We start from the raw sequence: 13,604 nt of genomic DNA, 5'->3' as shown, positions 1-13,604 counted from the left end.
TTTAAACAGGGGAAAGACACTTATGACCAAAAAGAAGTGGAATACATATATTCCATAATTGATAGTAATAAACTAAATATTAGTGAGTATTCCAAGGCCAAAGAGGTTGTATTCGATAAACCACCCGGTATTGTTTTTGACAGAAATTTTGCAATACCAGCTGAATCTCTTTTAGAGTACATTACCAACCTTTCATATCGACATCTTTGGGTTCATGGGGTGGATAAATTTGAGTATAAAGAAAATGAAGTTACCAGACTAGGTTCAGAACACATCTGTGTTATAAATAATAAACATTTGAACTTTGTGGCTGTAAAGAAAAAAGTTAAACCGGGAAAATATGTCTATGGCGAAATGACCAAGAGTATTCCCATTGCAGATACATTATATCAATTTTATACTATAAGTCCAATTTCAGAAAATTCCTGTAGCTTGAAAATAGAATTATATTGGGAAACCAAATCTATATTAAAGAAATTACTAATAACACTCTTTGCTAAAAAGGTGTTGATGAAGAACACCAAAACCGGCTTAGATTTACTATTTAAATTAACTGAAGATAGCCGATCTATCCCTTCGTCTAAGTGAACTACTATTTATTACCCTTTAGATCATGGCAATAAAAAAGCAGGCTATTATTGCCCGCCTTTATAACATTGCCGCCAGATTAACTTAATTCTGTTTTTCTGCAGGTTCAGCTTTCCTGGATTCCAGGGCCTGCTTACTAAGACTTGCCAAATTAAAATTAGGATCAATTTTTAGTGCTTCATCAATGGTAGCAATGGCCATATCAATATCATCCTTATTCATATTGTATTGAACAAGACCTTTTAAATGATAAAAAGCTGCTTTAAGTGATACTTCATATGGCTGCTGTCTTTCATAAAAAGCGTACTTCATATCATCTTTGGAGTTAAGAATACCGTATTCAATATTGATATTTGCACCAGTGTTATCTCCTAACTGAATCTTGAGATCTGCCAGTTCATAGGCCAAATAGGCGTTGGGTTGCCTGGAATATAGAACCTCAAACTGTTCAAGGGCTCTTTTTGGCTGGTTCAAAGCTTTTAATGAAATGGCCTTTACCTGGACTGCAAGATCAGAATCTGTATCGATCTTTTCAATCCCAATAGTATTTAAGGCCTGCAGATGCTGGTTGTTATTGGCATATACGTATGCAAGGGTATCTCTCCTTTCAACAGAAGGTGAAAGTACGTTTAAATGAGTTAAAGCATTGATTACACCGTTTATATCGGACTGTTTTCTCATTTCCGTATAATAGGCCTCAAAATGTTTTTGAAGCTCTGAGTTGGTTTGCGAATAACCGCTGTAAAAGACTCCCAAACTGGTTATAAGAATAATTATAAACTTCTTCATTATCGTATAATTTTCGTGCGGCAAAAATAATACATTTTTTTTGGTCTTTATATAAGGAAACTCTTAAATATCAATTAGATGTATTTTTTTTAATGTATTACAATTAGTAAATGCCCCATCTTTCCTTTTTAGTTCATTCAATGGACTGGTTTCGGTATATGTAAGGATGTAAAAAAAAGGATGCCCAACGGCATCCTTTTAATATGGTGGTCTTTAGTTCTGAAGTACTTACGCCAGGGTTAATTCTTCTTCTTTTTTGGTATAAGAATTTAATAACCAGGCATAAAACGCAAGACTCCTGTTATCCTTGTCAATACAGGATTTTAGAAATTCGCACAAATTGTTAAAAAACAGGTTTGTGTATAATGTAGGTAGTCTCAGATTAATTTTTTTAGGATCATAATCCTTTTCGTTCATTACAATATCCATCGCTATCCTTTTCCTGTGATAATCAATAGATACATCTGTGGCATTGTAATGATTCTTTACAATAGCCTTGTGCAGGTTTTGAAAGTTTTTAGTCATCTTGCTTTTTGCACAACTACGGGAGATGAGACTTTCCAGTTCCATTAAAATCCTCCCCTTTAAATTTGTTTTTTCCATGACATTTTGGGATTTAATGTTTACGTAAAGATACAGAATAACGATAAAAAGCTGAAAATCAACGCTATAAATTAACCTTTTATCGATGTTTTTGTTGTAAAAGTGCTTGTAATTGTTGTGAACTACTAATTTATTCCAGTATAAAAGACAATATTTTTATTAAGAAAATTCTTACTAAGTATTGTTTTCCCACTTTTTAGGGATTCAGGGTTCAGATATTGGGGCCTTGGAAGCTTATTCTTATCTGCCATTTGGCTATAATAGTCTCTTTTCATAGGGTGATTTGGGTAGACACCGTTAAAGATTTGATCCCACCAATTATTTTTAAGCACTGATTTTATCAGATGAATACAATCATCTAAATGTATCAGGTTAACTGGGTCATTCCCATTAGTAAGTCCTTTTTTTCCGGATAGCATTGTAATAGGGTGTCTGTTGGGCCCTATAAGACCTCCAAATCTAAGGATGGTAGTTTGAAGGGACCTGTTGTTTTGAAAAATCTTTTCAGCCTCCACTAATTGTCTTCCTGATTCAGTTACAGGCACCGGAATTGTATCCTCAGTTACCTCACCCTCAGTAGCTCCATATACCGAAGTACTACTCACAAATACTATTTTTTTGACGCCGGATTTTTCTATCTCATTGTGCAAAACATTCATTTTGAGCGCATAGTTCTCTTTGTTCTTAGCCCGTAGCCTGGGGGGTACATTTATTATTAGGATGTCAAGCTGGTACAGAAATTCTGTAATTGAGCCTGTAACACTTTCCTCACCTAAAATAACTAAAAAGGGCTTAATTCCTTCCTTCTCTAAGGTATCCAGTTTTTCCTTCTTGGTAGTGCTTCCATGTACATTATAGCCGGCTTGTATAAAAGATTTGGCCAGTGGTAAACCAAGCCATCCGCATCCGATAATTCCTATGGTGTTTTTCAAAATTTAATCGTTTTAATCAATACAACGGCATCGTTAAGAACAAAGGGCATAGGAATGGTTGCTTCCGGTCTTTCGGGTATCGTAAATGAAGGGTTATCCAATAGGTCATTAGAAGCCTCGTATAAGGTTAGCTCCAATGATTCGTGTTTAGGAATGCTTAGCTGTATTTCTGTAAAATCATTATTACTTATGAAATGCGTAATTAACTTGCCCCTCTTCCTATGGTTAAGATAGTAGTCGGATAATGCAATACTATTTACTTTAGCTTCTAAAATATTTACTTCGTTTGTAAAGATGTCCAAGCGATTTACGTCGCGCTGCGGGGTAATGCAAAACTCAAACATACGTTTATTTCCAATAACCGTATCAACTGTAATTTCAACTATTGGCGGCAGTACTTTTTTAAATGGGGCGTCAGCCATATAAGTAAATCCGGTAGCGTATTTACTACTTATATTAAAAGTTGCAAGACTGTCCGGCCTTTTTTTGGTAACTCCAAGATATTGTGATGTCCATGAGGAGAGTTCATTCTCATAAGTTGCCCATTGTGCTCTTTTTTGATCTGTATTAAGCACATAAAGAAGACTTGTTGGTTTGGCATTTTCGCTACTAAAATCAGAGTTTATATGGGCAGATACCATAAAACCAAGGAACAATAAAAAAAACATATAACCAATGCGATTCTTGTGCTTGTACGCCATGAAAACAGGAAGTAGTAACATAAAAGTTAAAGTACTTAAGACCGTGGCAGTAACCATCATTTTTAATCCCAGGCCAATAGGAAATAATTTGATAAAAGGGCTATAAATCCAAATCGCTGGCAGAGCCAGTAAGACAAGAATGTAGAGGTTGGGTTTATCCTGATTTAAACCAATCATAAAAGACCCTAATAGTGCAAATAATGGAATAATGAAAAAACTGGCTCCCGGAAGATAAGTCCCTACTGACCAACATATTAAAAACCAAATAAGTATTGGTGCTACCAATAGATTAGAGATATTAATTTTTCTAAATTTATGATAGGTCCAAAAACAAGTGCTAATAGAGAATAAAACAAATGCCAGAATATAGATATGGCCATTATAGGTAAAACCGTGCAGGATATCTTTGTAATGCGGATATAGCCACTTTAGAAAAGACCAGCTATACCATCCGGCAAGCCCGTTTACTGTTATTACTATTATAAGCGGGAGGAAACCTTTCCCAATTTCCCGCAGATTAAGACGTTTTATTTTAAACCCATAAAATAATAGTAAGCATATCATGGCAAAACCCAAAAAGAACATGGGCCAAATCCATTCAAAAGGATAGGATACCATCTTATAATAAGGGAGGTTAAAATATACATAGTCATTCAAACTCTTCATATTAGACAAATCTACCTCACTGAAATGTTGCAAAAGTGGCATAAGGTAGCTTCCCTGATGAGACAAAGTGTTTCTGTCTAATCGCTCAAAAGTATCATGGGCAGTATGGTAGTCATAATGATCATCTATAAATGCAAAGTTAAAACCTTCAATATCCCTATCTTCCCTAAAAACAGTAAGATCTGTATCATTGGGTAATAGTTTATAAATACTGTAGAATAAAGAATTTGCTACAGGGAAATTTGGATCTGCTTTGATAAATTCTTCAAGAAGTTTTCCATTTCCTCTATTGGTTTCCATAAGCATAATACCAGGTCCTCCGCTACCCCTCGCCTCAAAATTCAAAGCCAATCCAACTTCCTTTGCCCAGGGATGATTATTTACAAATAGATCTGCCCCGTTAAGTCCCAGTTCTTCTGCATCGGTAATAAGGATTATTATATCATTTTTAGGCACTTTTCCGCTTGCCATATAGGCTCGGACACCTTCCAGGATAGTTGCAACCCCACTCCCCGCATCACTGGCTCCGAAAGATGAATGCGGACTGCTGTCGTAATGTGAAAGCAATAAAAGTGCCTTTCCTGGCTGAGAGCCTTTTATTCTGGCAATTATGTTCTCCGCTTTGCTAAAATTACCCCAATCTCCGGCGGTATACCCTTTCTGAACTGAGGTTTCCAAGCCCAATTGAGATAATTGATCAATAATATATTTTTTGACGGTTTCATGCGCTTCAAAACCTACGCCATGGGGCTGTTCAGAGATGGTTTTTACATGTTGTAAAGCCCTGTCTGTAGAAAAAGTGGTGAGTGACTTATTGGCATCTATTTTATAGGTAGGCATGGCAGTATCAAAACTCAGGTAAATTGCCAATAGAATCAGCAAAAACGATATTATTTGGGAATATGTTTTCATGTTATGGAATTGTTAGATAAAAGTATAAAATTCTGGTATCCTAGTTCATTTTGGCGAAAATATTTAATACTTAATCAGGAAAAGTGTATATTTAATATTAAGCTAATATTTAAAAAGGTATGGGTATAAAGAGTTTTATGGGCCGAAGAGCCAAAGAAGGATCCAAAAAGGAGTATGATGCCCCCATTCTGGTGGAGGATTATATGACAAGAAAATTACTAACTTTTAGTACAGATCAATCCATACTGGAGGTAATGGAATCTTTTGCCAAAAATCATATTTCCGGGGGACCGGTTTTGGATGAAAGTGGGTTTTTAGTAGGAATTATTTCGGAGGCTGATTGTATGAAGGAAATTTCAGAAAGCCGTTATTTTAACCAGCCTATCCTCGATGCAAGCGTAGAACGTTTTATGACCAAAGATGTGGAAACTATACCTCATGACATGAGCATTTTTGATGCTGCAGGAGTTTTTCATAAAAACAATCGCAGGAGATTACCGGTTTTAAAGGATGGCCTTTTAGTGGGACAGATAAGTCGTAAGGATATTGTGATCGCCGCTTTAAAACTTACCAGTCATAACTATCAATAATTTTCGGAATTTAAGTAGTTGAATTTCTTTTTCCGGATACTTTTACGGGGATAATTTCTATTCGCGTTTAACGATCATGTAATAATCATTATCCAAAGGAAGATAACCAAGATCGTATACAAAGTAATAGGTTGTGCCCTTTTTTGTAGTATATAGATTGGTTATATAGTCAAAATCAAAACCTTTATCCATAAGACGTGTTTTGGTTGTGCGCGTTTTACCATCCTTTAAGGCAAAACTATCTAAGACCCTGTAATTCTTTCGAAGTCTGTTATTTATATTTCGTACCAGGTTTTTACTATCCTTGTTTAGTTTATTATTATAGGCATTCCGACAATAGTCCGAACAGTATTTTTTATCTACCCGGCCCCTGATTATTTCCCCGCATTCAAGACATTTTTTTTCTTCCTGATGTTCCATGTGTAATAAAAGAAAAAGTTACTCCTCATAATGATGTGAGGGTACTATATTACTACAATATCGTATTTTCCGAGCAACCCTACAACTCCGTCTTTTGAGAATTTAGCTTTTCTTAGTCGATTTTGCTCCGGGTCAAACTTATAATTGATTGCTGTGCTTAAATCAGCCTGCTCCAGATTTGTGTTCTTAAAAATGACTTTGTTTAAATCGCATTCATCAAATCTTGCATTGCTGAGGTTGGCCTCTGTAAAGTCGGCTTCAATTAGTTTACATTCAGTAAACACAATGTTTTTTAGCTTTAACTGATAAAATGAAGCCAGGATCAATGAACAATGATCAAATGAAAGTGACAGCAATATGGGATTACAAAGTTCAAAGTGAATCCCCGTTAGCTTACAGAAGGAAAATGAAACCTCATTGAATACCGATTGACTTATATTGGCATTGCTTAAGTTGCAATGTTTAAATTGACATGTAGTAAAATTTATATTATCGAGGTAGGAATCAGCAAAATCGCAGCCTTCAAAAATACAGTTTTCGTATTCTGCTTTTTCCAATCTAACTTTTTTGAAATCCTGATCTTTGTATGTTTTATCTTCAAAAAATGATTTGTTCATAACAAGCCATATTAGGGAATTACTAAGAATAGAATGTATATCTCTTTCCGTTCTGGTTGGCAAATTAAAATAGCGGCCCTTAAGGTTTACTCTTTGAGTATCAATGCAGGTAATCCAAGGTCTGTATACATTCTGTTATAGGCGGCCATCTCCGTATTCACGATGGCTTTCTTTTCATTCTCATAGGTATTCCAATCAGCCAGCAGATCGGCCAGCCTTTGTTTGGCTCCTTGTGTAACTTTCGGATCTGAGCTATCTACAAATCCTTTGAGATGCATTAATTGGGCATTTAACTGGTTATTGTAGTTAATGACATCTTGAAAAGTTTTCTGATTAGGCTGGATAAGATTTTGTTCCCAGCTGTCAATGCGTTTTATCAATTCGTTTCCTTTTTCCAATAGATCAGCTGCCACTTCATTTTCTTTAAGGAGCTCATCATAGGTCTTTAATTGTTTTTTAGCCGACCGTATTTGAGTTACAGATTCATGAATATTCTTAATCGTATTTTCAATCTGAAGCAATACCGATTGTTGTTCATCAAAATCAGATTTTGAGGCTTTAATATTTGGGTTCGGAAGAATGGTTACTTCCGTTTCGGTCACCTTGTCGCCCAAAGACAATCGCAGGGTATAAGCACCGGGAGCCACACTGGAACCTGAATAATTGCCATACACAAATACTTTATCTACAGCCGGGAGCGTTTCTTTTCTAAAATTCCAGGTGAATCGATTATACCCCATTTTTGAAGGCAAAACCGCCGGCTTGGAAGGTCCTCCTGGCCATGTTTTAAAGTCTTTTTGCTTTTTATTGGTAATGGTTCTAATCAGTTTTCCATTTTGGAGCACCTGTAATTCCAAATTCAGACTGTCTGCATTTTCATTCAGATAATAATCAAATGTAACCCCTTGTTTAGGATTTTGTCCGAGTCCTGGTTGTGGTTTTTCAGAACTTCCGCCAAAGATTAAATAGGTGTCTTTAGGTTTAAAGATGGCAAGAGCCGTATTATTTATTGAACTATTCTGAATAGCCCCAAGATCATCCAAAATCCAAAATGACCTGCCAGCAGTAGCTGCCACTAAATCGTTATCCTGAAGTGTGAGATCATTAATAGGCACCACTGGTAAGTTTAGCTGAAAGGGTTGCCAGTTTAATCCATCATTAAACGAAATATACAAACCGTTTTCTGTGCCTGCATACAAAAGTCCTTTTCGTTTAGGATCTTCCCTTACGACGCGTACAAATGTGTGTTCATCAGTAATTCCGGTTACTATTTTGGACCAGGTTTTACCATAGTCTGTAGTCTTAAATATGTATGGTTTTAGGTCCATAAACTTATAACGCATCACTGCCACATAAGCCGTGGCAGCATCATGTGGAGATACTTCAATACTATTAATTATTCCTTCCGCTAAACCCGGAGGAGTAACGTTTTCCCAAATACCACCTCCATCTTTAGTAATATGAATAAGGCCGTCATCACTTCCGGCCCAGAGGACACCTTTTTCATGGGGAGATTCTACCAAGTACATCAAGGTGTTGTAATTCTCACCTCCTGCTGCTTCATTGGTATATGGCCCGCCCCCGGGGCCTTGCTTACTTTTGTCGTTTCGGGTCAGATCGGGACTTATTACAGACCAACTAATACCTCCGTCTGTGGTTTTGAAAACCACGTTTCCTGCATGGTAAATGGTATTACGGTCATGCGGAGAACTAATAATCGGGGCGTTCCAATTATAGCGAAATTTGAAGCTTTCGGGAGCATTCCCCAGAGCTAATTCCGGGTATTCTTTAATTGGTTTACCTTCCCTTGAGGCTCTTATCCATTTTTCAATAATCCCCTGGTAACAGCCACCAAATACAATTTCAGGATTATCGGGATCAAAAGCCAGATAGGCACTTTCGCACCCGGCAACAGAGTACCAGTCCTTCCAGTCGATCCCCTGATCATTGGTTCTGCTGGCAATAGCTATTGCAGAATTGTCCTGCTGACCTCCGTATACATTATAAGGCACCAGATTGTCTGTTATAACCCTGTAAAACTGTGAAGTAGGCTGTTCTTGTTGTGTACTCCAGCTTTTACCTCCATTGTTAGAAACATTGGCCCCACCGTCATTGGAATTGATCATTTTACTATTATCCAGCGGATTTATCCAAAGATGATGATTGTCTCCATGTGGGGTAGGTACCCGGCTAAATGTTTTACCGCCATCGATCGATTTTGTTACCGGGGCATTACATATATATACCAGGTTTTCATCCTGAGGATCTGCAAATATTTCCATATAATACCAGGAGCGTGCAATATTTATCCGGTCTTTATTTACCTGTGTCCATTTTTTACCTGCATCATCAGACCTGTAAACCCCGCCTTTTTTTCCTTCGGCTTCCAATACTGCGAATACCCGCTCCGGGTTGGCACGGGATACAGATATCCCTGCTTTTCCAAATTCTTCAGGAAGGCCTTCTTTTAATTTATTCCATGTAGTTCCTCCATCTGTAGATTTATAAAGCCCCGAATTTTTACCCCCGGACTTCATAGTCCATGGATATCGGCTGTGTTCCCAGAATGCAGCATAAAGAATTAATGGGTTCTTCATGTCCATAGACAGGGAAGAGGCGCCTGTTGTCTTGTTCACGAAAAGAACTTTTTCCCAGTTTGCACCACCATCTGTGGATCTGTAGATTCCTCTATCTTCCGATGGACCGTATTGAGCTCCCTGAGCTCCAATAAAAATAATATCAGGATTTGCCGGATGAATAACCACATCTGAAATATGACGTGTTCTATCAAGGCCAATGTGCTTCCATGTCTTGCCGGCATCAGTAGATTTGTAGACCCCATCTCCCATAGAGGTCATTACCCCTCTGGCAGCGTGTTCGCCCATACCAGCCACAACGATATTTGGATTGCTTTCTGAAACTGCAATTGCACCAACAGTTCCGGTTTTCAAAAATTTATCAGAAATATTATTCCAGCTGATACCATCATCTGTTGTTTTCCATATTCCACCACCGGTGGAGCCCATATAATAGGTCATAGGCTCACCAACAACTCCGCTGCTCGCTACACTTCGGCCGCCTCTAAATGGACCAATATTACGCCATTTCAGGCCATGATAAAGCGAATCCTGAACTGTATACAGTGGAGTACTTGTTTTGGTTTTTCGTTTTTGAGCCTGCATGTTAACTGGAAACAATAGTAGGCCGATAATAAAAAGGTGGATGGTTTTCATAGTAAATAAATATGTGGTAATATAATAAATGTTTATTTCAATTCTTTATAAATTGTTTGGATATCCTGTGCGGTCATAGTGCCTTCATATATCAGGAGGCTATACTTTAAAATGGTTGGATCTTTTGTGGAAACAAAGACGGGTTTTCTGCCCGGATAAACACAATTTTGCATACTCTCTTTTTCTCTTAATATCCAATTTGCTTTATCCCCAGGGGAATCCTGGTGGGAGAGTATCGCGATTCCCGAACTGATCTCCTTATTGGTTAATGATCCAAAAATATTCATCCATTTTCCGGCCTCAACGGCATTATTTTCAGGAACGACCTTACCTTTATTGGAAGTAAACTGAACATCTTCAGGAATTTTCATTCGCACAGAAAATCCCCCATAGCCCTTTTCATCATCTGAACCACCTATTTTCAGATTCTTTTCAAGTGCTAAAAGTGATATTTCAAAACCTATAATACGATAATTACTCTTTCTGGGATAAATGCTAATGGTTGTATTTTCTAATAGGAAAGGTTTTTGATTTCCTTCCTGGTCTAACCATAGAGGAGATTGCCAATATGTAGCTGCCATTAACTTTAGAATGTCCCCGTCTTCCGAACATCCAATGTCACTAATATTCCAGGAAAAAGCTCTGCATTCCCAGGAATCCCCTAGTTTAGTATTCCCGATAAATATTTGGTGCCATGCCCAAAAAACGCCCCTGTGATGTGGATGGTCCGCCGGAAAATCTTCAGTGAGTACAGATCCATCAAGTCCATGGATTGGATGTATATAATTGTTTCGCGAGAATTCTCCGTTAATCGATTTGGTTTGTTTTTGATAAAAAAGAACACTTTCCTCACCATCTTTTATATGTATTCCTGCCTGAGACTTTGTAAAAGTTAATTGGGCAAATCCAAATAAAGGCAATATCAAAAACCCCAAAAAATATGGGCGATAATAATTCAATTTATAATTATAATTCAGTTTAGTCATCTATAGCACTAAATACCATCTGCCGGAATTTCCAGGCGGTATTATCATTTGATGTGCCTTGGGTTTGTTTCATAAGGATACCAATGACCTGCTCCTCAGGATCTGCAAAATATTGAGTATTAAAATAGCCGCCCCAGTCGAAAGTGCCATCACTGCCCAGGCCTCCAGAATCTTCTCCTTTTTGGTTTACTACCCCAAATGCTAATCCATAATACTTAGGTCCGTCTTTCCAAATGTCACCAATTTGGTTACCCATTATACTTCTCACAGTGGTTCTGCTCAGTAACCTTACCCCGTTTAACTCTCCCTTATTCAGATACATTTGGAGAAAGGTTGCATAATCCTTTGCGGTACTGGAAAGACCCGCTCCACCGGAAAAAAACCTTTTAGCACCTTTAATAGGATAATCTGTATCATAAAACGTAACCGGATATTTCTCCCATTCCCCGTTTACTTTATGCTGAACTTTTACCAGGCGGGCATGTTTTGATTCAGGTAAATAAAACCAGGTGTCCTTCATGCCTAAAGGATCAAAAATCCGGGTTTTTAGAAATTCATCAAAGGGTAAACCGGAGACTACTTCAATAAAGTAACCCAGAACATCAAGACCTTCGCTATATGTAAATTTCTCACCCGGGATATGGTGCAATGGAAGCCCGGCGAGTTTCTTAACACTTTCTTCTATGGAAATATCCTCAGTAGTAAAAAGATCTGTAATACCGGCCTTGTGATAGATTGCTTTGAATCTTGGATCACCGTCAATTACCCCATAACCTATGCCTGAGGTATGGGTAATTAAATGCCTGATCGTAATTTCTTTCTCTGAAGGAACACTGGTGTATGTACTATCTGATTCATTAAAAGTATCGAGAATTTTGGCATCTTTAAATTCGGGAATGTATTTGGAAACCGGATCATCCAATTTAAATTTTCCTTCTTCCCAGAGCATCATTACCGCAGTTGAAGTTATGGCCTTTGTCTGAGAGGCGATCCTGAAAATAGCATCATTATAAATCTTAATACCAGCTGAATTATCAGCCAAACCATATGCGCTGTGAAATACTATTTTTCCATCTCTTGCAATTAAAGCCACAGCTCCCGGAATATCACCATCTTTTACAGCTTGTTTAAGCATGGCATCTATTCGCTTTAACCGTGTATCAGACATTCCAACAGTTGCCGGGGAAGCCGGGGTAAGATCTGGTGAAATTTTAACTGAAGGGGTTTGGGCAAAACCTATTGCGGTAATTGCCAAACAAAAAAAGAGGTTGATTTTTTTCATAATTTAATTTTTATCTTGTCCGCCAGCTCTGTCCGGAGAACGGGGCGTTGGCCATTCTTGTTTTCTTCCTGTTTTCAGACTTGTTGGAAGTGAAGCTTTTTCCCTGGATGTTTTTTCCGGGTCTTCACAGGCCATGTATGTAAGGATGGCAGTGAGAATTGCATTGTTACGCACATCGTCAAAAACGATCTTGTCATAAGTGTCTAAATTGGTATGCCAGGTATAATCGCTATAGCTCCAGCTTAAGGAGCTTAGTGAAAATGCCGGAACTCCCTGAGCCACAAAAGAAGCATAATCAGATCCTCCCCGGCCGGGTGAACCCGGGTATGTGGTTACAATATGTTCGCGTATGTCATGAGGAACGGCTTGGAGCCAACTCCCCAGATATTCGTAGGCGTGCAGGAATCCCTGTCCGGACAATTTAACGACCCGCCCGGTTCCGTTATCCTGATTAAATAAAGCCTGTAGCCCTTTTACGACTTCCGGCCTGTCTTCAACAAAGGCGCGGGAACCATTTAGCCCTTGTTCTTCACTACCCCAAAGGCCAATAATAATGGTGCGTTTAGGGTTAGGATATATTTTTTTAAGGATACGTGCAGTTTCCATCATGGTAATAGTACCCGTGCCATTGTCTGTTGCACCGGTACCGCCATCCCAGGAATCAAAATGCGCAGAAAGAACAACATATTCATCAGGGAATTCTTTGCCTGGAATAGTGGCTATAGTATTAAAAGTAGGCACCCTTCCCAATTCTTTTGATTTAGAAACCAGTTTTAATACAGGTTTGTCGTCGTTCTCTGCCAATCGGAAGATCATCCCGTAATCTTCCAGGGAAAGGTCTATGACTGGAATGGTTTTGGTATTGGCGCTAAAAATTTTATTAGCCCCAAAACCTTCTGACCACCTGGATTGTATAATAGCTGCTGCACCTGCTTCTTCCAGTGCTCTATTTAGAGTTCTGCTGTTATATCCTGTATTTCGGATTTGCTGATACCAGGCCATGGTTTGGGCTTTCCTATTGGCTTTCATTTTTTCAAAAGATTCATCTGTGGCAAATTCTTTCCAATTATAGTCCGGTCGGCCTGTAGGCTGATTCATGGAGACTGTTACAAATTTGCCTTTTACATTGGGGAGCCAATTTGTAAAGGCCAGTGAATCTTCCACTATAGGGAGATTTATTACCTCGGAGGTAATTCCTGCATCTGAAGTACTCGGGCTCCATGCCAATTGTGTTCCTCGAAGTGATACCACTCTTGGCGAAACCATATCTACATGGGTAATACCC

At 38.3% G+C, this 13,604-nt stretch carries 11 protein-coding genes and 1 pseudogene; 2 read left to right on the top strand and 10 right to left on the bottom strand.

The genetic code is table 11. From position 1 onward, the window contains the following. A pseudogene (locus WBN20_RS16195) lies at positions 1-588 on the top strand (DUF2652 domain-containing protein); the annotation flags it as partial. Positions 589-672: 84 nt separating this feature from the next. On the opposite strand, the gene WBN20_RS16190 reads toward WBN20_RS16195, so the two are convergent. The 4 genes from WBN20_RS16190 to WBN20_RS16175 form a co-directional block, all read right to left on the bottom strand. After that, entirely contained in the window at positions 673-1,377 is a 705-nt protein-coding gene (locus WBN20_RS16190) for a hypothetical protein (protein ID WP_424282435.1), read from the bottom strand. A 228-nt stretch (positions 1,378-1,605) separates the two neighbouring features. Then, entirely contained in the window at positions 1,606-1,980 is a 375-nt protein-coding gene (locus WBN20_RS16185) for a hypothetical protein (RefSeq protein ID WP_424282434.1), read from the bottom strand. 125 nt (positions 1,981-2,105) lie between these two features. Continuing rightward, positions 2,106-2,912 (bottom strand): SDR family oxidoreductase, encoded by an 807-nt coding sequence (locus WBN20_RS16180; protein WP_424282433.1) that lies wholly within the window; start codon positions 2,910-2,912, stop codon positions 2,106-2,108. Beyond that, entirely contained in the window at positions 2,909-5,191 is a 2,283-nt protein-coding gene (locus tag WBN20_RS16175) for a M28 family peptidase (RefSeq protein ID WP_424282432.1), read from the bottom strand. The genes WBN20_RS16180 and WBN20_RS16175 overlap by 4 nt, the downstream gene beginning before the upstream one ends. 119 nt (positions 5,192-5,310) lie before the next feature. Here WBN20_RS16175 and WBN20_RS16170 point away from each other — a divergent pair, with 119 nt between their 5' ends. Next, positions 5,311-5,781 (top strand): CBS domain-containing protein, encoded by a 471-nt coding sequence (locus WBN20_RS16170; protein ID WP_424272208.1) that lies wholly within the window; start codon positions 5,311-5,313, stop codon positions 5,779-5,781. A gap of 57 nt (positions 5,782-5,838) precedes the next feature. Here WBN20_RS16170 and WBN20_RS16165 read toward each other — a convergent pair whose 3' ends face one another. From WBN20_RS16165 to WBN20_RS16140, 6 genes are all read right to left on the bottom strand, one after another. Then, a complete protein-coding gene (locus WBN20_RS16165; RefSeq protein WP_348137863.1) occupies positions 5,839-6,201 on the bottom strand; it encodes a hypothetical protein in 363 nt (120 codons plus the stop codon). Between the two features lie 44 nt (positions 6,202-6,245). Then, positions 6,246-6,818 (bottom strand): pentapeptide repeat-containing protein, encoded by a 573-nt coding sequence (locus WBN20_RS16160; RefSeq protein WP_424272207.1) that lies wholly within the window; start codon positions 6,816-6,818, stop codon positions 6,246-6,248. Between the two features lie 86 nt (positions 6,819-6,904). Beyond that, positions 6,905-10,051: a VPS10 domain-containing protein gene (locus tag WBN20_RS16155; protein ID WP_424282431.1), complete on the bottom strand. Its 3,147-nt coding sequence runs from the start codon at positions 10,049-10,051 to the stop codon at positions 6,905-6,907. A gap of 32 nt (positions 10,052-10,083) precedes the next feature. Continuing rightward, a complete protein-coding gene (locus WBN20_RS16150) occupies positions 10,084-11,037 on the bottom strand; it encodes a DUF6807 family protein (protein WP_424282430.1) in 954 nt (317 codons plus the stop codon). Beyond that, positions 11,030-12,319, bottom strand: coding sequence for a serine hydrolase domain-containing protein (locus WBN20_RS16145; protein WP_424274027.1), 1,290 nt, complete (start codon positions 12,317-12,319; stop codon positions 11,030-11,032). The genes WBN20_RS16150 and WBN20_RS16145 overlap by 8 nt, the downstream gene beginning before the upstream one ends. Positions 12,320-12,322: 3 nt before the next feature. After that, positions 12,323-13,604: M20/M25/M40 family metallo-hydrolase (locus WBN20_RS16140; protein ID WP_424282429.1), on the bottom strand; the 1,282-nt coding region annotated here is incomplete at its 5' end.

The organism is Eudoraea sp., assembly GCF_049665975.1.
Lineage (GTDB): Bacteria > Bacteroidota > Bacteroidia > Flavobacteriales > Flavobacteriaceae > Eudoraea.
This window is presented reverse-complemented; position numbering and strand designations above follow the sequence as displayed.

What these genes read in the sequence shown, in the direction of transcription:
- WBN20_RS16190 (WP_424282435.1), bottom strand. Translation starts at nt 1,377, where the DNA reads ATGAAGAAGTTTATAATTATTCTTATAACCAGTTTGGGAGTCTTTTAC.
- WBN20_RS16160 (WP_424272207.1), bottom strand. Translation starts at nt 6,818, where the DNA reads ATGAACAAATCATTTTTTGAAGATAAAACATACAAAGATCAGGATTTC.
- WBN20_RS16155 (WP_424282431.1), bottom strand. Translation starts at nt 10,051, where the DNA reads ATGAAAACCATCCACCTTTTTATTATCGGCCTACTATTGTTTCCAGTT.
- WBN20_RS16165 (WP_348137863.1), bottom strand. Translation starts at nt 6,201, where the DNA reads ATGGAACATCAGGAAGAAAAAAAATGTCTTGAATGCGGGGAAATAATC.
- WBN20_RS16185 (WP_424282434.1), bottom strand. Translation starts at nt 1,980, where the DNA reads ATGGAAAAAACAAATTTAAAGGGGAGGATTTTAATGGAACTGGAAAGT.
- WBN20_RS16145 (WP_424274027.1), bottom strand. Translation starts at nt 12,319, where the DNA reads ATGAAAAAAATCAACCTCTTTTTTTGTTTGGCAATTACCGCAATAGGT.
- WBN20_RS16175 (WP_424282432.1), bottom strand. Translation starts at nt 5,191, where the DNA reads ATGAAAACATATTCCCAAATAATATCGTTTTTGCTGATTCTATTGGCA.
- WBN20_RS16150 (WP_424282430.1), bottom strand. Translation starts at nt 11,037, where the DNA reads ATGACTAAACTGAATTATAATTATAAATTGAATTATTATCGCCCATAT.
- WBN20_RS16170 (WP_424272208.1), top strand. Translation starts at nt 5,311, where the DNA reads ATGGGTATAAAGAGTTTTATGGGCCGAAGAGCCAAAGAAGGATCCAAA.